The sequence below is a fragment of the Frankia sp. AgB1.9 genome, assembly GCF_016786355.1.
In the GTDB taxonomy this organism is placed as follows: domain Bacteria; phylum Actinomycetota; class Actinomycetes; order Frankiales; family Frankiaceae; genus Pseudofrankia.
Genome location: NZ_JADWYX010000055.1, coordinates 38,211 through 58,623 on the forward strand (window position 1 = coordinate 38,211; position 20,413 = coordinate 58,623).

General features: G+C 73.6%; 21 protein-coding genes. 7 read left to right on the forward strand and 14 right to left on the reverse strand.

Annotation, left to right across the window (positions count from 1 at the left end; genetic code table 11):
* Positions 1 to 35 precede the first annotated feature (35 nt).
* The 4 genes from I6A60_RS22160 to I6A60_RS22175 are packed head-to-tail and all read right to left on the reverse strand — an operon-like array spanning position 36 to position 3,823.
* A complete protein-coding gene (locus I6A60_RS22160) occupies positions 36 to 677 on the reverse strand; it encodes a response regulator transcription factor (RefSeq protein ID WP_203042735.1) in 642 nt (213 codons plus the stop codon).
* Positions 674 to 2,077 (reverse strand): sensor histidine kinase, encoded by a 1,404-nt coding sequence (locus I6A60_RS22165; protein ID WP_203023412.1) that lies wholly within the window; start codon positions 2,075 to 2,077, stop codon positions 674 to 676. Before I6A60_RS22165 ends, I6A60_RS22160 begins: the two co-directional genes overlap by 4 nt.
* Before the next feature lie 13 nt (positions 2,078 to 2,090).
* A complete protein-coding gene (locus tag I6A60_RS22170) occupies positions 2,091 to 2,909 on the reverse strand; it encodes an ABC transporter permease (protein ID WP_203023411.1) in 819 nt (272 codons plus the stop codon).
* The gene (locus I6A60_RS22175; RefSeq protein ID WP_203023410.1) at positions 2,906 to 3,823 is read right to left on the reverse strand and encodes an ABC transporter ATP-binding protein; all 918 of its coding nucleotides are present in this window, start codon (positions 3,821 to 3,823) and stop codon (positions 2,906 to 2,908) included. Before I6A60_RS22175 ends, I6A60_RS22170 begins: the two co-directional genes overlap by 4 nt.
* Positions 3,824 to 4,040: 217 nt before the next feature.
* Between I6A60_RS22175 and I6A60_RS22180 the strand changes: the two genes are divergently transcribed.
* The 3 genes from I6A60_RS22180 to rox are packed head-to-tail and all read left to right on the forward strand — an operon-like array spanning position 4,041 to position 6,395.
* Positions 4,041 to 4,529, forward strand: a complete 489-nt coding sequence (locus I6A60_RS22180; RefSeq protein ID WP_203023409.1) for an NUDIX hydrolase — start codon at positions 4,041 to 4,043, stop codon at positions 4,527 to 4,529.
* Positions 4,526 to 4,975, forward strand: a complete 450-nt coding sequence (locus tag I6A60_RS22185) for a hypothetical protein (RefSeq protein WP_203023408.1) — start codon at positions 4,526 to 4,528, stop codon at positions 4,973 to 4,975. Before I6A60_RS22180 ends, I6A60_RS22185 begins: the two co-directional genes overlap by 4 nt.
* Positions 4,968 to 6,395, forward strand: coding sequence for a rifampin monooxygenase (gene rox, locus I6A60_RS22190; RefSeq protein WP_203023407.1), 1,428 nt, complete (start codon positions 4,968 to 4,970; stop codon positions 6,393 to 6,395). The genes I6A60_RS22185 and rox overlap by 8 nt, the downstream gene beginning before the upstream one ends.
* 107 nt (positions 6,396 to 6,502) lie before the next feature.
* Here the strand turns inward: rox and I6A60_RS22195 are convergent, their stop codons facing one another.
* Both I6A60_RS22195 and I6A60_RS22200 read right to left on the reverse strand, forming a co-directional pair.
* Positions 6,503 to 7,288, reverse strand: coding sequence for a 2-phosphosulfolactate phosphatase (locus I6A60_RS22195; RefSeq protein WP_203023406.1), 786 nt, complete (start codon positions 7,286 to 7,288; stop codon positions 6,503 to 6,505).
* Between the two features lie 98 nt (positions 7,289 to 7,386).
* A complete protein-coding gene (locus tag I6A60_RS22200; protein WP_203023405.1) occupies positions 7,387 to 8,142 on the reverse strand; it encodes an AAA family ATPase in 756 nt (251 codons plus the stop codon).
* A gap of 117 nt (positions 8,143 to 8,259) precedes the next feature.
* Between I6A60_RS22200 and I6A60_RS22205 the strand changes: the two genes are divergently transcribed.
* Both I6A60_RS22205 and I6A60_RS22210 read left to right on the forward strand, forming a co-directional pair.
* Entirely contained in the window at positions 8,260 to 8,760 is a 501-nt protein-coding gene (locus I6A60_RS22205; protein ID WP_307873808.1) for a MarR family transcriptional regulator, read from the forward strand.
* A gap of 91 nt (positions 8,761 to 8,851) precedes the next feature.
* Positions 8,852 to 10,699 (forward strand): MFS transporter, encoded by a 1,848-nt coding sequence (locus I6A60_RS22210; protein ID WP_238435962.1) that lies wholly within the window; start codon positions 8,852 to 8,854, stop codon positions 10,697 to 10,699.
* A gap of 244 nt (positions 10,700 to 10,943) precedes the next feature.
* Here I6A60_RS22210 and I6A60_RS22215 read toward each other — a convergent pair whose 3' ends face one another.
* Positions 10,944 to 11,525: a TetR/AcrR family transcriptional regulator gene (locus I6A60_RS22215; protein WP_203023404.1), complete on the reverse strand. Its 582-nt coding sequence runs from the start codon at positions 11,523 to 11,525 to the stop codon at positions 10,944 to 10,946.
* A gap of 132 nt (positions 11,526 to 11,657) precedes the next feature.
* Between I6A60_RS22215 and I6A60_RS22220 the strand changes: the two genes are divergently transcribed.
* On the forward strand, positions 11,658 to 12,359 hold the full coding sequence (locus tag I6A60_RS22220; RefSeq protein WP_203023403.1) for an SDR family oxidoreductase: 702 nt from the start codon (positions 11,658 to 11,660) through the stop codon (positions 12,357 to 12,359).
* A gap of 41 nt (positions 12,360 to 12,400) precedes the next feature.
* Here I6A60_RS22220 and I6A60_RS22225 read toward each other — a convergent pair whose 3' ends face one another.
* Both I6A60_RS22225 and I6A60_RS22230 read right to left on the reverse strand, forming a co-directional pair.
* A complete protein-coding gene (locus tag I6A60_RS22225) occupies positions 12,401 to 12,607 on the reverse strand; it encodes a hypothetical protein (RefSeq protein ID WP_203055678.1) in 207 nt (68 codons plus the stop codon).
* A 158-nt stretch (positions 12,608 to 12,765) separates the two neighbouring features.
* Positions 12,766 to 13,878 carry an ABC transporter substrate-binding protein gene (locus I6A60_RS22230; RefSeq protein WP_203017411.1) on the reverse strand — a complete coding sequence of 371 codons (1,113 nt, stop codon included), beginning with the start codon at positions 13,876 to 13,878 and terminating at the stop codon, positions 12,766 to 12,768.
* 31 nt (positions 13,879 to 13,909) lie between these two features.
* Between I6A60_RS22230 and I6A60_RS43650 the strand changes: the two genes are divergently transcribed.
* Positions 13,910 to 14,062 carry a hypothetical protein gene (locus I6A60_RS43650; RefSeq protein ID WP_203017413.1) on the forward strand — a complete coding sequence of 51 codons (153 nt, stop codon included), beginning with the start codon at positions 13,910 to 13,912 and terminating at the stop codon, positions 14,060 to 14,062.
* Between the two features lie 96 nt (positions 14,063 to 14,158).
* On the opposite strand, the gene I6A60_RS22240 is transcribed toward I6A60_RS43650, so the two are convergent.
* The 5 genes from I6A60_RS22240 to I6A60_RS22260 form a co-directional block, all read right to left on the reverse strand.
* Entirely contained in the window at positions 14,159 to 15,004 is an 846-nt protein-coding gene (locus I6A60_RS22240; RefSeq protein WP_203017184.1) for a mycofactocin-coupled SDR family oxidoreductase, read from the reverse strand.
* A gap of 112 nt (positions 15,005 to 15,116) precedes the next feature.
* On the reverse strand, positions 15,117 to 15,443 hold the full coding sequence (locus tag I6A60_RS22245; protein WP_203017188.1) for a DUF4286 family protein: 327 nt from the start codon (positions 15,441 to 15,443) through the stop codon (positions 15,117 to 15,119).
* 54 nt (positions 15,444 to 15,497) lie between these two features.
* Positions 15,498 to 16,580 carry a phosphotransferase family protein gene (locus I6A60_RS22250; RefSeq protein ID WP_203017194.1) on the reverse strand — a complete coding sequence of 361 codons (1,083 nt, stop codon included), beginning with the start codon at positions 16,578 to 16,580 and terminating at the stop codon, positions 15,498 to 15,500.
* Between the two features lie 16 nt (positions 16,581 to 16,596).
* Entirely contained in the window at positions 16,597 to 17,397 is an 801-nt protein-coding gene (locus I6A60_RS22255) for an ABC transporter ATP-binding protein (protein WP_203042382.1), read from the reverse strand.
* Positions 17,394 to 20,243 carry a branched-chain amino acid ABC transporter permease/ATP-binding protein gene (locus tag I6A60_RS22260; RefSeq protein ID WP_203017071.1) on the reverse strand — a complete coding sequence of 950 codons (2,850 nt, stop codon included), beginning with the start codon at positions 20,241 to 20,243 and terminating at the stop codon, positions 17,394 to 17,396. Before I6A60_RS22260 ends, I6A60_RS22255 begins: the two co-directional genes overlap by 4 nt.
* Between the last annotated feature and the right edge of the window lie 170 nt (positions 20,244 to 20,413).

Genomic DNA, 20,413 nt, shown 5'->3' on the forward strand with positions numbered 1-20,413 from the left:
CCACGCGGCCACTCGACCGGCCGGCGGTGGGCCGGTCAGCCGAGGATGCCGCGCTGGTAGGCGACGGCGACGGCGGCCGCGCGGTCGCGGACCCCGAGCTTGTTGTACAGGTGGATCAGGTGGGTCTTGATCGTGGCCTCGCTGACGAGCAGCTCGCGGGCGGCGGCCTGGTTCGTGGCGCCGGCCGCGACGAGGCGCAGCACGTCGAGCTCGCGGGGGCTCAGACCGCCGGGTTCGCGGGCACCGACCCGGCCCATCAAGGTGCCCGCGACCGACGGGGCGAGGACCGGCTGGCCGGCGTCCGCGGCGCGGACCGCCCGGATCAGCTCGTCGCGCCGCGCGTCCTTGAGCAGGTAGCCGGTGGCGCCCGCCTCGATCGCCGCGACGACGTCACGGTCGCTGTCGAAGGTCGTCAGGACGAGCACGCGGGCCGGATGGTTGCGTTCCCGCAGCCGGGTGATCGCCTCGACGCCGCTGGTCCCGGGCATCCGCAGGTCCATGAGGATCACGTCGACCTCGACGGTCTCGGCCACCCGGACGGCGTCGAGGCCGTCGGCGGCCTCGGCGACGACCTCGAAGTCCGGGTCGCCGGCGAACACGCCTCGAAGGCCGTCGCGCACGATCGGATGGTCGTCGACGATCAGGAGCCGGATCGGCCCCGCCTGGGCGCGGCTCACCGGGCCGCCCGCACGGACGCCGCGTCGCGGACCGGGGCCTCGGCAGGGTCCGCTCCCCCGCGGTCCGGGGTCGCCTCGTCAGCTTGGGCCGGCGTCAGCGGGAACGCGGCGTTGACGGTGGTCCCGTCGCCGGGCGCGGACTCGATGCTCAGCGTCCCCGCGACGGACTCGGCGCGCCGGCGCATCCCGGTCACGCCGAACCGGGCCGGCGGCGCGCCGGCGCCTGGATGGAAACCGGCTCCGTCGTCGGCGACATCCAGCAGGAGCGCGTCGTCGAGGTAGCTGAGGGTCACCCGGGCTCGGTTCGCGTGGGCGTGCCTGGCCACGTTCGCGAGTGCCTCCTGGGCGATGCGGAACACCGCCATCTCCGTTTCAGCGGGGGCCCGGACCGGGACGCCCGTGGTCACGACCTCGGCGGGGACCTGGGCGCGCCGCGACCAGTCGCGGGCCAGGTCGGCGAGAGCGTCGGAGAGGCCGGCCTGCTCGAGCTGCTCGGGGCGCAGCGCCCGCACCGAACGGCGGGCCTCGGTGAGGTTCGCGCGGGCGAGCCCGTCGGCGAGCTCGACGTGGCGGGACCACTCGGCCGGGTCGGCGTGCGCCCGCCGCGCCGCCTCCAGCTGGGTGATGATCCCGGCGAGGCCCTGGGCGAGGGTGTCGTGGATCTCGCCGGCGAGCCGGCCACGTTCCTCCGCGACGCCGGCCTCGCGGGCCTGGGTCAGCAGCTGCGCGTGCAGGCCGGCGTTCTCGTCCATCGACGCCTGGAGCTGGCGGTTCGTCTCGGCCAGCTCGGCGATCATCCGGCCGCGTTCGGTGTTCTGTTCCATCACCCGGTTCGTCAGGTTGACCATCAGGAGCACGGCGACGACGTTGAACGCCGCCATGATCAGGTAGGTGACGGTGTGGGCGTTCGAGCCGTTCGGGTAGCCGGCGGCCTGGGAGGCTGCCGACACGAGCGCGACGGCGACGAACCCGACCCGCCGGGCGCGGCCGCCGAGCTCGTCCGCGAGGAAGTAGCCGGTGAAGGCGAACACGCCGTACCAGGGGTTCAACCAGACCAGCGTCGCGGCCAGCGTCAGGTGGACGCCGAACACCAGCCAGCGTGACCGCAGGGGCACGCCCGTCACCGGGTAGCGGATCAGCCCGGTCGACCAGAGGGCGGCGACGGCCAACACGGCGACGCCGATCTCGGCCCGGGCGTGGTCGGTGCGCACGGCCGGCAGCGTGATCACTGCCAGCAGGGTCGAGATGGCGAGCATCGGCAGCATCAACAGCCGGGCGAGGCGGTCCGAGCGCTCCTGCCAGGTCACCTCGCCGACCTGCGCCGACGGGTCCGCCTGCACCCCAGCCCCGCATCCAGGCCCCGGGCCCACGGCCTGGTGGGGGAGGTGGACGCCGCTCATGACCGTCATCGTGTCACTGCCAGCGGAAGCGGCGCGCCGCGATCGCGCCACAGACGGCGGCCCAGCCGACGAGGACGAGCAGCGCGGACGCGGCCGGCCAGTGCCCGTCCAGCGAGCCCCCGACCGCGTGGACCCCGGCGCCGAGCGGGCTGTAGTCGCTGATCGTGCGCAGGACGTGGTTCATCTCGGGGCGCGGAATCCACAGCCCGGCGAAGAAGATCAGCGGGAAGAAGGCCAGCATGCCCGCCGCGTTCGCGGCCCGGCCGTTCGGGGCGAGCGCGGTGATCAGCAGACCGATCCCCAGCGTCGCGGCCGCCACCAGCAGCAGGGAGAGGACGAAGCCGACGGGCTGGCGGGGCGCCGGCGCGCCGAAACCGATCCCGATCACCAGGATGACCACGTCGATGACGACGCCGAGCGTCAGGTAGATCAGCGCCTGCGCGCCGAGCAGGCGCGCCGGTGGCACGGGTGTCGTCGCCAGGCGGCGCAGGATGCCCTTCTCCCGGTAGCCCGCGAGCACCTCCGGCAGGAAGTTCACCGACGCCATGACGAACACGTACATCATCAGGATCGGCAGGTACACCTCCAGCCAACTGCGGCCGTCGAACGAGGCGCTCGGGTGGCGGGTCGCGGGCACGGCGCCGAGAACGACGACCGCGGCGATCGGCAGCAGCGCGGTCCACAGGATCGAGCCGACGGACCGGGCGAACAGCAGCGCCTCGACGCGGGCCAGCCGCCAGAACGGGTGACGGCGGCCGGCTCGGGCCGGGACGGTGGCGGTGATCGACGTCATGGCCTTCTCCTCGGTGGTGGTCGCGGGCGTGGGGCTCATGGCTGGTCCGGGGGCGGGGTGCGGGCGGTGAGCGCGAGGTAGGCGTCGTCGAGGCTGGGCTGCTCGACCCGCAGCCGGCGCGCGAGCACCCCGGTCCGGGCCAGGTGGGCGGTGAGGACCGACAGCGCGTCGTCGTCGCCGACGACGAGGAGCTCCTCGCCGTGGCGGCTGACCGACTCGACGCCGGGCAGTACGGCCAGCTCGTCGACACCGAGCGGTCCGGACGGGGTGAAGCGGATCCGCTGGCGGGCGCCGAGGCGGGCGGTCAACGCCGACGGCGAGTCGCAGGCGACGACCTGGCCGGCGTCGATGACCGCGACCCGGTCACAGAGCCGTTCGGCTTCCGTCATGAAGTGGGTGACAAGCAGGATCGTCACGCCCCGGTCGCGGACCGCCGCGATGAGCTCCCAGGTGTCGCGGCGGGCGGCCGGGTCCAGGCCCGTCGTCAGCTCGTCGAGGATCGCGACCTTCGGCGCTCCGACCAGCGCGAGCGCGATCGAGAGCCGCTGGCGCTGGCCGCCGGACAGCTTCCCGAACCGGGTGCGGGCCTGCGCGGTGAGGCCGAGGGCGTCGAGCAGCTCGCCCGGGTCGGCCGGTCGTGGGTAGAAGGAGGCGAACAGCTCCAGCGCCTCGCCGACCCGCAGGTTCGCCTGCAGCTCGCTGTCCTGCAGCTGGACGCCGAGGCGGGCCGTGACCGCGGCCCGGTCCCGGGCCGGGTCGTGGCCGAGCACCCGCACGGCTCCGCCGTCGGGCGCGCGCAGCCCGGCGACGCACTCGACCGTCGTCGTCTTCCCGGCGCCGTTCGGCCCGAGCAGGCCGAAGATCTCCCCTTCCGCCACGGAGAACGAGATGTCGCGGACCGCGACCCGATCCCCGTAGGCCTTGCGTAGCCGGGTCACCTCGACAACCGTCACCGGTCCATCCCTTCCCTGCGAGCCCCCGTGGACAGCTCTGACGATCTCGCGCGGGCCGGGTGCGCCACATCGCCCCGCCGGCTACATCCCGGCCACCGTGCGGTGGACGCCGCCCATCCACCGATCGGTCGATGCGGCGCCCGGGTAGGCGGGCTGTCACGATCGGGAGAGCGCGGCCGGTGGGTCGCCGAGGCGGGGCCGGGGAGAAGGGGACGTCGTGGGCGAGGCACCAGAAAACGAGGCCGGCGTGGACGGCGCCGAGGTCCGGGCGGCCGGCGGGGTGGTGTGGCGCCCGGCGGCGGGCGGCGTCGAGGTCGTGGTCGTGCACCGGCCCAGGTACGACGACTGGTCGCTGCCCAAGGGCAAGGTCGACGGCGACGAGACATGGCTGGCGGCCGCGGTCCGGGAGGTCGACGAGGAGACCGGGTTCGCCGTCGAGGTCGGTGTCCTGCTCGGCGACGTGACCTACCCGGTCGGACGGCACGGGTCCGCGCCGTCGAAGCCGGCGACGAAGGTCGTGCGGTACTGGGCGCTGCGGGTCACCGGGGGTGCGTTCACGCCGAACGACGAGGTCGACGAGCTGCGCTGGCTGCCACCGGACCAGGCGGCGGGGCTGCTGTCCTACGACCTCGACCGCGACGTCCTGGACCGGTTTCTCGCCAGCGGAAGCGGCGAACCAGGGGAACGGCCGGGCGGGGGCGCGTGACCGGGCCGGCTGCGGGCGGGCCGCCGTTCGTCGACGAGCACAGCGTGTTCGTTGTGGCGCCGGCCACCGCCGTCTGGGCTGTCCTGGTCGCGCCGCCGCGGCGCCGGCCCGGCGGCGCCCTGCTGACCCGGGCGCTGCGGCTCTCGGATCCCGACGCGGCCCGGCCGGGGTTCGCGGTCGCCGAGTCCGACCCGCCGCGCCGGCTGCTGTTCGCCGGCGGCCACCGGTTCTCCGACTACACGCTGGAGTGGCGGCTTTCGGCGCGCGACGGCGGGACGGTGCTCGCCGCCCGGACCTGCGCCGCGTTCCCCGGCTGGCGCGGTCGGGTCTACCGCGCCCTGGTGATCGGTTCCGGGGGTCACCGTGTCGTCATGCGGCGCTGGCTGCGCGCGATCCGCGCCCAGGCCGAACGTGGCCCGGCGGAGCGGAGCGCCTCCGATGACTGACGTGATCATCGCCGGGGGTGGGCCGACCGGTCTGATGCTGGCCGCCGAGCTGCGGCTCCACGGCGTGCGCGTCGTCGTCGTGGAGCAGGACGCCGCACCGACCAGCCGGGCCCGGGCACTCGGCCTGCACGCCCGCAGCGTCGAGGTGCTCGACGCCCGCGGCCTGCTGGACCGGCTCCTGCCACACGGCACGCGCCACCCGCTGCGGGCCTCCTTCGCCGGCCTCGTCCGACCGGCGCCGGGCGGCTTGGACACCGCCCACCCGTACCTCCTCGGCATCCCGCAGCCCACCGTCGAACGGATGCTCACCGAGCACGCCACCAGCCTCGGCGCCGACCTGCGCCGGGGCGGCGCGCTCGTCGGTCTCAGCCAGAACGACGAGCGGGTGACCGCCGAGCTCGCCGACGGCACCCGGCTGGCGGCCCGCTACCTGGTCGGCTGCGACGGCGGCCGCAGCACGGTCCGCAAACTGGCCGGTATCGCCTTCCCCGGCGAGCCGACCCGCCGCGAGACCCTGCTCGGCGAGGTGGAGATCGCCGTCCCCGAACAGACCCTGATGGCCGTCGTGACCGAGGTCTACAAGACCCACAAGAACTTCGGCGCCGTGCCCCTCGGGAACGGGCTGTACCGCCTCGGGGCGCCCGCCGCCGGCCTGGCCGAGGACCCGACGGTCCCGCCGACTCTCGACGAGCTGAAAGCGCAGGTCAGGGCCCTGGCCGGCACCGACTTCGGCGCGCACTCGCCACGGTCGCTGTCCCGGTTCGGCGACGCCACCAGGCTCGCCGAGCGTTACCGGACCGGCCGGGTGCTGCTGGCCGGCGACGCGGCGCACATCCACCCGCCGAACGGCGGGCAGGGCCTCAACCTGGGTCTCCAGGACGCGTTCAACCTCGGCTGGAAACTGGCCGCCGAGATCAACGGCTGGGCGCCCCCGGGGCTGCTCGACAGCTACCACGGCGAACGCCACCCGGTCGCCGCCGCCGTCCTCGACAACACCCGCGCGCAGGTCGAGCTGACCTCGCTGGAGCCCGGTCCCCAGGCCGTCCGCCGGCTGTTGGCGGAGCTGATGGACTTCGACGACGTGAACCGCCTCCTGATCGAGAAGATCACCGGGATCGGGGTCCGTTACGACCTCGGGCCGGGTCATGAGCTGCTTGGGCGGCGGCTGCGCGACGTCGCGCTGACCGGCGGCCGCCTCTATGCGTTGACGCACGCGGGCCGCGGACTGTTGCTCGACCAGACCGGGCGGCTGTCGGTGGCGGGCTGGGCGGACCGGGTCGACCACGTCGTCGACGTCAGCGACGAGCTGGACGTACCCGCCGTGCTGCTGCGGCCGGACGGCCACGTCGCGTGGGTCGGCGACGACCAGGATGACCTGGGCGAACGGCTGGTCACCTGGTTCGGCGCCGCCGCCCGCTGAGCTGCCGCCTGCCCGGTACCCGGCTGGGACGGCGCGGCGAAGGTGACGGGCAGACGTCCGTCGTCGCGGTGAACTGTTGAATACGCGACGCTGTGGGTCTCGAACGCCTATTCGGACGCGGTGAACGCGCCGTCGGTCAGGGCCGGGACGGCCTGGTCGACGTCGAGCTGGGCGGCGGCGGCGATGTCGTCGTCCCAGCCGAGCGCCAGCAGCTCCCGCCCGGACGCCGACGCGCGCAGCTCGGCGTGCAGGTCCGGTTCGGCGGCGAGGAACGCGGCCATCGCAGCCCGGGCCTCGGCGGAGAGCTGCTCCCTGGCCAGTCCCGCGGCCTGGACGGTGCGGGCGATGACCGCGCCGGCGCCGAGCAGGTCCTCGACGGCGGGGCGCAGCGGGCCACGGTGCGGGTCGCCGTACACGTCAGGCCAGCGTTCCCCGGAGGCGATCACTACCAGGTGCCCGCCGCCCGCGATCCGCGCCGCGGCGGCCCGGCCTACCGCGGCCGCGTTGCGCAGGCAGCCGGCCAGCAGCCGGGACACCCCGAGCTCCAGGGCGGCGGCGGACAGGGTGGCGCCGTTCGGGGACGGCAGGACCAGCCGGGTCCCCGGGGGGATCGTCGCGAGGTCGGTGGGGGACAGCGACCACGGGCTGTCCGGGTCCTCGCGGCGGCCCCCGAGCAGCGCGCCCCGCTCGGCGGCGAACCGGGCCGCGGCCTGGTCCCGCCAGCGGTGCGGCAGGACGTGGGCGCCGCGGCTGACGGCGACCGACACGGCGGTGGTGAACCGCAGCACGTCGACGATCACGACGACGTCGCCGCCGGGCGCGAGCGCGGCGAGGTCGTCGGGGCCCCAGCCGAACCGGACCGCGAACGGCGCCTGGTCGGTGAACGGGCCCACCCGTTCATGATGCGCGCCGCACCGGCTGGCACGCCCGGTTCGCCGCGAACGTGGGCACCGCTGCGGTTCGCACGCCCGCGGCCGGCCGCGCCCGGCGGTCAGCCGCCGGCTAGGAGATGCCGCAGGTAGCGGTCCGGGGAGGCGAGGAAGTCACGGGTCATCCGGACCGGCAGCGCATCGTCGTAACCGACTGGTCCGATCGTGCCGTCGGCGTCAATCTCGTAGATCGTGGCTCCCGGCAGCGCGAGCAGCACCGGCGAGTGGGTGGCGACGATCAGCTGGCAGCCGGCGGCGGCCAGGTCCGCGAACCGGGCCAGCAGCGCCATCGCGCCGCGGACCGACAGGGCGGCCTCCGGCTCGTCGAGGATGTACAGCCCGTCGGGGCCGAACCGGTGGGTCGCCAGGTCGAGGAACGACTCGCCGTGGGACCGCTCATGCGGCGACACCCCGCCGTAGGAGTCCAGCAGCCGCGTCGGCCCGTCCCGGTCGAGGCGTTCGATCTCGCTGGCCACGTTGTAGTACGACTCGGCGCGCAGGAAGAACCCGGTGCGGGGCTTGCGGACCTCCCAGCTCAGGACCAGGTGGTCGCCGAGCGAGGACTCGGTGGCGCGGGTCGCGAACCGGAAGTTCTGGCTGCCGCCCTCCGGGTTGAACCCCGCCGCGACGGCCAGCGCCTCGACGAGCGTCGACTTGCCGCTGCCGTTCTCCCCCACCAGGAACGTCACCCCGCCACCGAAGCGCAGCCCGTCCCCCCGGCCCAGCCACGCGACCGCGGGAAGGCCGAACGGGTAGCCGCCCGCGCCGGACGGCACGGACAGCCGCACCTCCCGGATGAACCGCCGCTGCGTCGCCACCCCCTGATCCTCCCGCGAGCAGGGCCTGGCACGAGCGAGGATCACCGCCCGGATACACAGTCGGAACTGCACAGGTTGCACTGGACAGTCTGGACTGTCGGATTTAGGGTGGCATCCGTGGCTGAAACGCGCGAAGACGGCGGTGGCGACCAGCCCGCCGACGAGGCGGGGGACGTGGCGCTCGCCGCGTCGGCCGTGACGGCGGCGCGGGACGTGCGGGTCGTGATCGGCCGGCTGCGCCGCCGGCTGCGCGAGGTCGCCGACGGCACCGCCGGTGGCGAACTGTCCCCCTCCCAGGCGTCCGTGCTCGCGCAGCTGTCCAGGGTCGGCGCGGGGACCGCCAGCGGGCTCGCGGCCAGCGAGCGGATTCGGCCGCAGTCGATGGCCGCGACGCTCGCGGCGCTCGACGCGGCCGGGCTGATCCGCCGCGACCCGGACCCGACCGACGGACGCCGCCAGCTCGTCACCCTCACCGAGGCCGGCGTGGCCCGCGCCGAGGGCAACAAGAACGCCCGGCACGAGTGGCTCAACCGGGCGCTGCACGACCACTACACCGAGGCCGAACGCCAGACCGTCATCGAGGCGATGGCCCTGCTCGACCGGCTGGCCCAGCTCTGACCGACCCGCGGCCGACCCCGACCCCCTGGAGGGTTCCCATGACCGTCACCCCCACCGCGACCCTGGAGCCGCTCGCGACGAGCCACGCCTGATGGCCGCCCCGGGCACCGCTGCCCCGGACGCAGCCCCCGCGCAGGCCCGGACCGCCCCCGACCCGTACCGGTGGGTCGCGCTGACGAACACGACCGCCGCGGTGTTCATGTCGGCACTCGACGGGTCGATCGTCCTGATCGCCCTGCCGGCGATCTTCCGCGGCGTGCACCTGGACCCGCTGGCGCCAGGGAACATCGCCTTCCTGCTCTGGATGATCATGGGCTACCGGCTGGTGCAGGCGGTGCTCGTCGTCACCGTCGGCCGGCTCGGGGACATGTACGGCCGGGTCAAGCTCTACAACGCCGGCTTCGCCGTGTTCACCGTCGCCTCCGTGCTGCTGTCGTTCGACCCGTTCGACAAGGCCCACGGGGCGATGTGGCTGATCGTCTGGCGGCTGCTGCAGGCCGTCGGCGGGTCGATGCTGACGGCGAACTCGGCGGCGATCCTCACCGACGCGTTCCCCGCCGAACGGCGCGGGTTCGCCCTCGGCGTCAACCAGGTCGCCGCCCTGGCCGGCCAGTTCGTCGGCCTCGTCGCCGGTGGCCTGCTCACCGCCTGGGACTGGCGAGCCGTGTTCTGGATCAACGTCCCGGTCGGGATCTTCGGCACGTTCTGGGCGTACGCGAAGCTGCGGGAGACCTCGGCCCGCGGCGGCGGCCGGATCGACTGGTGGGGCAACCTCACCTTCGGGGTCGGCCTGTCCGCGGTGCTCGTCGGCGTCACCTACGGCCTGCAGCCCTACGGCGGGCACACCATGGGCTGGACCCGGCCGCTGGTCGTCGCCCTGATCGCAGGCGGCGCCGCGCTGCTCGTCGCGTTCGCCGTCGCCGAGGGCCGGGTCAAGGCGCCGATGATCAATCTGGGGCTGTTCCGCAACCGGGCGTTCGCCGCCGGGAACATCGGGTCGCTGTGCGTGTCGATCGGGCGCGGCGGGATGCAGTTCATCCTGATCATCTGGCTGCAGGGTGTGTGGCTGCCGCTGCACGGCTACGACTTCGCCGACACCCCGCTGTGGGCCGGCATCTTCATGCTGCCGCTGACGTTCGGGTTCCTCGTCGCCGGGCCGATCTCCGGGATGCTGTCCGACCGGTTCGGCTCCCGGGGGATCGCGTCGGCCGGGGCGATCCTGTTCGGCGCGAGCTTCGTCGGGCTGATGCTGCTGCCCGTCGACTTCTCGTACTGGCCGTTCGCCACGCTGCTGCTGCTCAACGGCATCGCGTCGGGCATGTTCGCCTCCCCGAACACGTCGTCGATCATGGGTTCGGTGCCGGTCGCGCAGCGTGGGGTGGCGTCCGGGATGCGCGCGACGTTCCAGAACACCGGGACGGCGCTGTCGATCGGGGTGTTCTTCTCGCTGATGGTCGCGGGCCTCGCCGGCAGCCTGCCGCGGGCGCTGTCCGGCGGCCTCGCCCGCCAGGGGGTGCCGGCGGACGTCGCCGCGCAGGTCGGGCACCTGCCACCGGTCGCGTCGCTGTTCGCCGCCCAGCTGGGGTTCAACCCGATCGAGCACCTGCTCCCGTCGGGGACGCTCGCGCGGCTCACCCCTGAGCAGCGGGCCACGGTGACCGGCCACGAGTTCTTCCCCGACCTGATCTCCGGGCCCTTCCACCACGGCCTCGTCATCGTCTTCGCGACGGCAGCTGTCCTCGCCGCCGTCGCCGCGGTCGCGTCGCTGCTGCGCGGCGGGCGTCCGGCTCTCGGCCCGAGCCCGGACCTGGCCGCCGGCTCCGGCGACGCAGCGGCGCAGGAGCCCGGCGTCGAGGCGGGGACGGTGCCCTCCCCCGGCGGCGGCCGACCCGCCGTCCCGCGACCCGCCGAGCCGGCCGGCGTCGACCCGGTGCCTTAGGACACTTCCGTAGATCTTGGCGGGTGCGTCACGCACCACCACCACCCTGGTGCCACTGATCGCTGTTTCGGCCCTCGCGTGGTTGCGATCGGACCTGTTGCGCGACCACCTGAGGGCCGAAACAGCGATCAAGGCGGGAGGCGCCGGCCGCCATCGGCGCTTCAAGCTCCCAGGAAAGGGCCTAGCGCGTTCGCCGTGGACCCACGTCCGCGCCGGACCGCACACCCAGTGGGATCGCGGCCGGCTACCGCAGGCCGGCCGCGTCCAGCAGGGTCGTCGCGGTGGCCACGGCGAGGCCGTCGAGCGGCCGGGCGAGGACGACCGCGCGGGCGCTGGACCCGTCGTAGACGATGGTGAGCGCGGCGGCGAGGCCGTCGGGGTCGGCGGCGCCGCCGCGGCGGGCCTCGGTGGCGAAGAAGCCGGTGAGGGCCTCCTTGTGGCGGCGGGCGACGACGGCCGCGGGGTGGTCGGGGTCCTTGACCTCGACGGCGGCCGCGACGAACGGGCAGCCCCGGAACTCCGGGTCGCCGCTGGCCGCCTCCAGTGCCGCGAAGACCGCCAGGACCCGGTCGCGGGGGCCGGCGCCGTCGTCGTCGGGCGGCCACATGGTGGCGCGGATCCAGTCGGCCCACTGGTCGAGGCCGGCGGCGATCACCTCGTCCTTGCTGGCGAACAGCTGGTACATCGTGCGCTTGGAGACGCCGGCCGCGCGGCACAGCGCGTCGACGCCGGTCGCGACGCCCTCCCGGTAGAACAGCGGCCCGGCCGCGGCCACCAGCCGCGCGGCGGGGTCGGACCGGCTGTCGGGCGCCGTGGCATTGCTCACCCCACGAGCGTAGCCCCACACCTTGCCGTTGGAAACCGATCGGTTTACTGTCGGAGTCGACCACGGAAACCGATCGGTTTCCCGGGTGTCGGTGGCGGGAGCCGCCCGCCGCCCGGGGACAAGGAGCTGGCCATGACCTCTCTCGAAGGCGCCGTCGTACTCGTCACCGGCGGAAACCGCGGGCTCGGGCGCGCGTTCGTCGACGCCGCGTTCGACCGGGGCGCCCGCAAGGTCTACGCGACCGCCCGCGACCCGCGCACCGTCACCCACCCGCACGCCGTCCCGCTGGCCCTGGAGGTGACCGACCCGGCCGCCGTCGCCGCCGCGGCCGCCGCGGCGGGTGACGTGACGATCCTGGTGAACAACGCCGGCGGTTACCTCGGCGTGCCGTTCCTCGACGGCGACCTGGCCGACGTCCGCCGCGAGTTCGAGACGAACTTCTACGGCCCGCTGCTCGTCACCCGGGCGTTCGCCCCGGTGCTGGCGGCGAACGGCGGCGGCCACCTGCTGAACGTCGCCTCGGTGCTGTCCTGGTACGCGCAGGGCGGCTCGTACGCGGCGTCGAAGGCCGCCCTGTGGTCGCTGACCCAGTCGCTGCGCGCCGAGCTGCGGCCCCGCGGGATCGCGGTGACCGGCCTGCACGTCGGCTACATCGACACCGACATGGCCGCGAACGTCGACGCCCCGAAGGCCGACCCGCGCGTCGTCGCGGATCTCGCGCTCGACGGCGTCGAGGCCGGCGCGTTCGAGGTCCTCGCCGACGACACGACCCGCCACGTCAAGGCCGCCCTCTCGGCGGACCCGTCCGTCCTCTACCCGGAGCTCGTCGCGTAGCCGGCACCAGGGTGGAACCCAGAACACCGAGGCCAGGATGCTCAGCGTTTGACGCGGTTGCGGACGGCGAGCAGGGAGAAGCCGAGGAACAGCGGTCCCAACAGCCGGGCGGAGATGTCGATGTACCGGCCCGCGGTGGTGAGCTCGTCGTCGGAGTCGCGGAAGATGGCCGCGTTGAGCGCGATCTCGACGGCCATCCCGATCCGGTCGCCGAACTGCGTGGTGGGGTCACGCTGATGGATGGTCACCGCGATCGGCCGCGGGCCGGACTGGGCGGTCAGGGTGGCCGGGCGCGCGGGGGTGGGCGGGCGGGGGGGGGGGGGCCCCCCCCCCCCGCCCCCCCCCCCGCCCCGAGGCCCTCTGGCGGTCGTAGAACGGCTACGGACACGGCCCCAGAGGGCCCTTGTCAGCCCGCGGGAATCGCGGTTCCGCACCATTGACCGTCGCTCGGTCCGGCCGTCCGCGGGATGGCTTCGAAGTCGGTGCCCGACCGGTTGACCTGGACGAAGAAGTAGCAGGTCTGGGAGCCGCCCGCGACCTTCTGGAGGTTCACCGGCCCGGGGATCAGACCCGCTCCGTCATAGTCGGTCACCTGGCGAAGCGCCTGGATGAACCCCGCCCGGGTCGGGCAGGCGCCGGCGGCCTCGAGTCCGCGGAGAAACAGGTCGGCGGTCACGTAGCTCGCCAGCGCGGACTCGTCGTCCGGCTCGACGATCTCGGGTGCGTAGGCCGCCATCGCCTTCCGGTAGGCGGCGAGCGCCGGCGAGTTCGACTGGAACGGCGCGTAGCCGACGACGACCGACATGCCGGCGACGAGGCCGCCGTACTCGTGGACAAGCTGCTGGTCATAGCCGTTGACTCCGAGCGTCATCCTGACCTGCGCGCCCTCACCGCGGGCCGCGATCAGGATCTTGGCGAGACTCGCGGCGGACACCCCACCGATGATGGCGTCAGCCCGGGTGGTGACGATCTGCCTGGCGATGGCATCCGGGCTGTAGGTGTTCGTCGAGTAGTCGGCGGTGCCGACGATGGCGATGCCCTGCGAGGCGAAGCTGGCGGCGAGGGAGGCTGTCACTCGTCGCGAGGTGGCCAGGCTCGGGTCCTGTACGACGAAGGCGCGGGTGGCACCCTGCTGCTTACCGAACAGGCCGAATGTGGTGACGGCTCCGCCGCTGAAGGGAAAGGCGTCCGTGAACATGTTCGGCTGCTCGGCCCAGACGGGTTCGATGGCCAGCCCGGTGACGGGGACGCCCTGTGCGCTGAGGTAGGCGGCCGAGCCGGTGGCGACCGCGCTCTCCTCGACGACGCCGAAGACATTGGCGTTCTCGACCAAGGTGCGCGCGGCGGACAGGTTGGACGCCGGATCGGAGTGGTCGTCCGCCGGTACCAGGGTGATTCGGCGGCCGTGTATCCCGCCTGAGGCATTGGCCAGCCCGATCCGGGCGGTGACCGCGCTGCGAGCGTCCAGGAGACCGTTGGAAAGCAGGCCCGAGTCCGGATAGAGTAACCCGAGTTTCACCTCGTTCGCCGTTACACCCGGTGAGGCGCAGGTGTTCACGCTACTGCTGTTCGAGGTTGCCGCGCATCCCGTCGAGACCGCAGCCAAAGCCAGCGCCACGGCCGTGGCTGAGACCTGGCGTAATCGCCGGCCGGTGGTCATCATTCTCCTTGATTGTGACTGGGTTCCCGCGCCGACACCTTGACTACGGCCTCGGCCCTCCGGCGGTTGTCTTCGTTTGGCGTGACAACCGCCGGAGGGCCGAGACGACGATCAGCACCCCGTCCGAACGTCCGACGAATCAGGGGCTGGTGACGCCGGCGTCGACGGGCAGGGTGATGCCGGTGATCGCGCGGGCGTCGTCGGAGACCAGCCAGAGGATCGCGTTGCTGACGTCGGCGGCGTCGAGGATGTTGATGGGCAACAGCCGCGGCGCGACGTCGAGGATCTTCGCGTTCTCGGGGTTGGCGTAGAGCTGGGCGAACTGCTCGTTCATCACCATCGGGGTGGCGACGCCCATCGGGTGCACGGAGTTGACCCGGATGCTGTGGCGCCCGAGCAGCTTGGCGTAGCCGCGCATCAGCCCGATCACGCCGTGCTTGGACGCGGTGTAGCCGGCGATGCCGCCGGTGCCGTCGAGCATGCCGGAAAGCCCGGCGGTCGAGCTGGTGATGACGATCGAACCGCCGTCGCCCTGGTCGATCATCGGTTGCGCGGTCACGCGGATCGTGTTGAAGACGCCGGTCATCATGACGCCGACCGCGTCGGCCCAGGTGCGGGCCGCGCCGTCGAGGTCCTCGCCCTCCTGGGCGATGTGGAGAATGCCGGCGTTCGCGAGCACGATGTCGATCCGCCCGAGCTCGGCGAGCGTCTCCTTGACGGCCCCGTCCATGGCGTGGATGTCACGGACGTCGGCGACGATCGGCAGGCAGCGCCCGCCCGCCTCCTTGACCAGCGCGACCGTCTCGTCCAGATCGGCGCGGGTGGACATCGGGTATGGGACGGTCTCGATCTGCTCCGCGATGTCGAGGGCCGCGATGTCGGCGCCCTCCCGGGCGAGCGCCACGGCGTGCGAGCGTCCCTGGCCACGGGCGGCGCCGGTGATGAACGCCACCTTGCCCTGAAGGCGACCGCTTCTCGGCGTCATGATGTGCCTTTCTGTACGAGGCCGGGCGAAATCAGCCGCCGGCCGGTCTGGAATCGGATCTGGAATTCGAAACGGAAGGAAAAGCGCCCGTCCCGATGACCTGGAGCCGCGGCTATTCGAGGAGCTCGTAGAAGCCGACGATCGAGGGAAGCCGGATCGCGTCGCTCAGCCGGATGCTGCCCGCCTCGGTCCGAATCCGTAGCTCTTCCATGGGAACAGCGAAGTCGTCGGCCTCGATCTCGTAAAGGATGACGTACGGCGGAATCCCCGGCGTACCCTTCATCGAGCCGGCCTCACGAACGTGGTAACGGCGGGCGGCGACGAATCCGGGGATGGCGCAGACGTCGGGGATGTGTTCCTCGTCGTACCAGCGGTTGTACTCGGCCTCTCGTTCGGGGCTCGCGGGGGTGGACTGCACCAGCAGAATTCCCTTGGGCATGGCTCGCTCCAGACAGGTCGGGCGATCAGTGGCGGAGAGACGGCCTCGCGGTGGTCACTGGCCGACCGAGGCGAACACGTCGTGGTCGGCCGCGGCCGTGCCGAGCCGTTCCAGGAGCGCGGTGGTGATGGCCGGGTCGACCTTGAGCGTGATGGCCCAGAGGTAGAAGCCGTGGAGGATGCCGCGCCGGATGTCGTTCCAGGCCTGGTCCGGGTGTGGGGCCTCGACGCCTCCGGCCCGCAGCCGGTCGAGATAGTGCGCCAGCAGGTCCCGCTCGCAGCGCCTGCGGTCGGCCACGGTGAGCGCCGACGCGAGGTGATAGCCGACGTCGATGTACCAGGGCCCGCGCTGCACGAGCTGCCAGTCCAGGAAGGCGGGCCGGCCGGCGTCGTCACGGTAGACGTTCCCGATGTGCGGGTCCCCGTGGATGACCGTCCACGGCGCGGCGCCGGGCGCCAGAGCGGCCAGGGCGCGGTAGGACGCGACGAGCCGCTCGGCGTCGCGCGCCTCGGCGGGCACTTGGGCGCCGATGGCGCAGCCGAAGTTGCCGGCGATCTCGGGCAGGCCCCGGCCGAGCAGGTACGTCTCCAGGCGGGTGCGCAGCCAGCCGACATCGGCGAGGGAGGGATTGGCCCAGGTCGCGGCGTGCAGGGTGGCCAGCTGGTCGAGGCTGTCGGCGACCTGGTCGGGCGTGCAGTCGCTCAGCCCGTCGAGGAAGGTCGCGCCCTCGGCGACGACGTCCTCGGTGATGACGATGTTCTGCCCGGTGCGGGTGTCGACGTCCGCGAAGACGCTGCGCAGGGTGCGGACGCCGGTCCGGCCGGCCAGGTCCCGGTAGAAGCTGGTCTCGGGCACCCCGGCCGGACGGGCGGGCCGCCCGGTCTCGCCGAAGTAGCCCTTGGCACATAGGTACGGGGACAGGCCGTCCGGCACTCCGCCGGCGCATTCGACCTGGAACCGGGCGTTGGTGGAGACCCGGCTGACCACCGGGCCGGGTACGACTGCGGTGACCTCGATCCCCGGGTAGCGGGTACCCAGCGCCTCACTCAGCCAGCGCGGGGAAAGCACCTCGGCCAGGACGTCGGGCAACGCGACGCCGCTGCTGGTCGCTTCGGTGGGGACGCCTAAATCGGGCACGGTGGGTCCTCCCATGTCAGGCCTGCTCGGGGGTGAGGTCCGGCTGGGGGAGGGTGCCGAGGTAGGCGGCCTCCAGCCGGTCGGGGTGGGTGGCCAGCTCCGCGGCCTGGTCGCGCAGCACGATCCGGCCCCGGTTGAGCACCGCGGCGTGGTCCGCCGCCTGCAGGGCGAGGCCGACGTGCTGCTCGACGATGACGACGGCGCAACCGTGGCCGGAGGCGATCCGGCTGATCGCGGCGAACAGGGACTCGACGATGAGCGGGGCCAGGCCCATGCTGAGCTCGTCGACGAGCAGCACCCGCGGCCGCTGGACCAGCGCGCGGGCCAAGGCGAGCATCTGCTGCTCGCCGCCGGACAGCGCGCCGGCCGGCACCCGCCAGCGTTTCTCCAGGTCGGGGAAGGTCTCCAGCATCGACCGGGGTTTCGGGCCGCGCCGGGGGGCCGCCACCCGGAGGTTCTCCTCGACGGTCAGGCCCGTGAACAGGGCCCGGTTGTCGGGGACCAGGACGATCCCGGCCCGGTTGGCGGCGGTCGCGCGCCCGGGACGCAGCGGCTCGCCGTCGACGGCGACGTCGCCGGACTGCGCGCGCAGCAGTCCGGCGAGGGTCAGCAGCAGGGTGCTCTTGCCGGCGCCGTTGGGCCCGAGCAGAGCCAGGACCTCCCCGGCGCCGACGGTCAGGTCGACGTCCCGGAAGACCGCGTTCGATCCGCGCCCGCCGGCCAGGCCACGGCAGACGAGCCTCGGCCCGGGGGCACCGTCGTAGGCGGGTGCGGCGGCGGCGTCGGCCGGCTCGGTCGTCGTGGTCGGGCTGGTCATGACGTCACCACCGAGGCATCCGAAAGCTGAGAGGTCCCGTCCGCGTCCCGCGTCCCGTCCGGAGAGGTGGCCGTGGCGGGCGGTCCGGCGGCGTCGGCGGCGTGCACGGCGCCCAGGTAGGCGTCGGCGACGGCCCGGCTCCCGCGGATCTCGGAAGGCGTACCCGCCGCGATGACCTGGCCGAAGTCGAGCACGTAGATGTAGTCGCAGATCTCCAGCACCAGGGCGACGTCGTGGTCGACGAGGAGCACCCCGACGCCGGTGTCGGCGATGGCGCGGATACGTGCGCCGAGCCAGCGGGACTCCCGGGTGTCGAGGCCCGCGGCCGGCTCGTCGAGCAGGAGCACCGCCGGGTCGGTCGCGCAGCCTCGGGCGATCGAGACGAGCTGGCGTTCCCCGTGGCTGAGCTCCCCGGCGGGCCGCTCGGCGCGGTCCGCGATGCCCAGCAGCGCCAGCGCACCGGTAAGGGCGTCGTGGCCCCGATCGCGGTGGCGCCCGACCATCGCGGCGTCGACGTTCTCCGCGACGGTGAGGTCGTCGTAGAGATCGAGCGACTGGAAGGTCCGGGCCAGGCCGCGGTGGACCCGGGCGTACGACGCCAGCCCGTCGATCGGCGTGCCGTCGAGGGCCACCGTCCCGGCCGCGCGGGCGAAGCCGGTGATCGCGTCGATCACGCTCGTCTTCCCGGCTCCGTTGGGGCCGATGAGCCCGACGACGGTCCCCGGGGCGACCCGCAACGACACGTCCGACACCGCGAGGACGCCGCCGTAGCGCACCGTCAGCCCGCTGACCTCCAGGAGCTTGCCCGAGCGTGGGGGAGCCGCGGACGGGGACTCGGCGGCCGGCTCGGCCAGGCCCGCGGGTGCCGACACGGCCGCTTCCGGCGCGGGTACCGGGCCCCGGCGCTGTCTCCAGCCGGCCCGGCGGGCGGCGAACTTGTCCGCGAGCTCGTGGCCGCCGCTGGCGACGCCTTCGGGGTGCCCGAGGAGGACCGCGATCACCGCCAGGCCCGAGAGCACCGGGAACCAGTCACCGAGGTGGATCCAGCGGTCGGTGGCGACGAAGACGATCCCGGAGCCCGCGAGAATGCCGGCGTTGACACCGCCGAAGACCGAGGTGACCCCGGCGAGGTAGGCGGTGGACAGCAGGCTCAGGCCGCCGATCGCGGTGAACGAGTCGAAGGTGACGACCCCGCGCCGGTAGGCCAGCAGGCTGCCGCCCAGCCCGGCGATGAACGAGGCCAGCGCGAAGCTGACCACCTTGACGCGGACGACGTTGATGCCGATCCCGGCGGCAGACCGCTCGTTGGCCCGCACCGCCAGCATGGCGGAGCCGAGCCGGCTCGTGCGCAGCCTGGCCACCCCCCACGCGACGGCGACCAGCACGACGAGGCAGAGCAGGCCGAACTGGATCCGGGGGAACGCGTGACCGGTGCCGATCCCGAGGTCGAGCCCGAACAGCCTGGGCGGGCGGACCTTGTTCCCCGCGCTGCTGACGAAGTCGGTGTTGCGGAACCAGAGGGCCTCGATCGCGTAGGCCAGGGCGAGGGTGACGACACCGAGGGTCAGCCCGCGCAGGCGCAGAGCCGGCAGGCCGACCAGGACGCCCAGAACGGTGGCGACCAGGGCGGCGAGCAGCGGCGCGATCGGGAACGGGACGTGCCAGCTCTGGGTCAGGCCGCTCAGCGAGAACGCGGCGGCACCGGCCAGCGCGAGCTGGGCCAGCGAGACCTGGCCCGCGTAGCCGGTGACGACGACGAGGGACAGCCCGATGACGGCGGCGATGAAGGTGCTGATGACGGCGGCGCGCCAGGTGCCGTGCGTGCCGACCAGGGCGAGGACGCCGACGGCCGTGCCGACGAGCGTCGGGACGGTCAGCGAGCGTGGCCGGGGCGCGTGGCCGAGCGGCTGGCGCACGAGCCCGCCGCGCACCGGGATCGAGCGGCCGGAGGCCAGCAGCGCCACGAGGATGACGAGCAGCGGGACTAGCTCGGACGAGCCGGTCGACGGCAGCCAGGAGTGCTGCGCGGCCTGCGAGAGCGCCTCCGACTGCAGCATGCCGATGGCGAGGCCCGCCGCGACGGTCGGGACCAGGTGCTGGAAGCCGCCGACGACGGCCGCGGCCAGCGCCGGGACGACGAACAGGGTGTAGGTGGTCGGCGCGAGCGGGCTCAGCGGCGCGATGAGGATCCCGGCGGCGCCGGCGACGACGCCGCTGATCATCCAGTTGAGCAGGGCGATCCGGTCAGGCGAGGCGCCGCTGACGTATGCGCCGGTGGCGGACTCGGCCGCCGCGCGGGTGGTGAGCCCGAAGCGGGTGAACCGGAACACCGCGGTCAGCGCCAGCGTGAGCGCGACGACCGTCACCGCCAGGTAGAACCGATCGGACAGTACCGTCAGCGAACCGAGCCGCCACCGGCTGGCCGGGAAGATCGCGTCGACGGAGACGGGGGCGGTCCCGAGCCGGATCACCATCGCCGACTGGATGACGACCAGCACGCCGAGTGAGGCCACCGCTCGGGCCAGCGGCGGGGCCTCTCGCAGCGGCCGGAAGACCAGCAGATACAGCAGTACGCCCAACAACGCGCCGAAGACGAGCGCGATCAGGATCGCCGGCACGAGCCCGGGATCCCCGCCGATGCCGACCGAGGTCGGCGGCCCCGGGATGAGGATCAGCAACTCACCCTGACGGAGAAAGGCGTAGACGTAGGCGACGTACAGGGCGACCGCTCCGGTCGCGAAGTTGATGACGCCGGAGCTGCGGTAGGTCAGGACGAGCGCCAGCGCGAGCGCCGCGTACACACCCCCGTTACCGAGCCCCAGCAGGAGCGCACCGACATGAGCCATGACGATCTCCCGTGGTCCAGGTCAACACCGCGCCCCGGAGGGGTCGACGCGGTGGCGGGCCCAGCGCGACCGGGGCCTGCCGCGCTGGGCGCGCCCCGAGGGCCATGGGGTGGGGGGGGGGCGCACCCCTGGGCCGGGCCAGGGGGGGGCGTGGGCCCCGAGGGGCCCGG

Bases quoted from the DNA above. Each gene is read 5' to 3' on its own strand.
- I6A60_RS22165 (WP_203023412.1), bottom strand. From the start codon at position 2,077: ATGAGCGGCGTCCACCTCCCCCACCAGGCCGTGGGCCCGGGGCCTGGA.
- I6A60_RS22170 (WP_203023411.1), bottom strand. From the start codon at position 2,909: ATGAGCCCCACGCCCGCGACCACCACCGAGGAGAAGGCCATGACGTCG.
- rox (WP_203023407.1), top strand. From the start codon at position 4,968: ATGACTGACGTGATCATCGCCGGGGGTGGGCCGACCGGTCTGATGCTG.
- I6A60_RS22210 (WP_238435962.1), top strand. From the start codon at position 8,852: ATGGCCGCCCCGGGCACCGCTGCCCCGGACGCAGCCCCCGCGCAGGCC.
- I6A60_RS22220 (WP_203023403.1), top strand. From the start codon at position 11,658: ATGACCTCTCTCGAAGGCGCCGTCGTACTCGTCACCGGCGGAAACCGC.
- I6A60_RS22240 (WP_203017184.1), bottom strand. From the start codon at position 15,004: ATGACGCCGAGAAGCGGTCGCCTTCAGGGCAAGGTGGCGTTCATCACC.
- I6A60_RS22245 (WP_203017188.1), bottom strand. From the start codon at position 15,443: ATGCCCAAGGGAATTCTGCTGGTGCAGTCCACCCCCGCGAGCCCCGAA.
- I6A60_RS22255 (WP_203042382.1), bottom strand. From the start codon at position 17,397: ATGACCAGCCCGACCACGACGACCGAGCCGGCCGACGCCGCCGCCGCA.
- I6A60_RS22260 (WP_203017071.1), bottom strand. From the start codon at position 20,243: ATGGCTCATGTCGGTGCGCTCCTGCTGGGGCTCGGTAACGGGGGTGTG.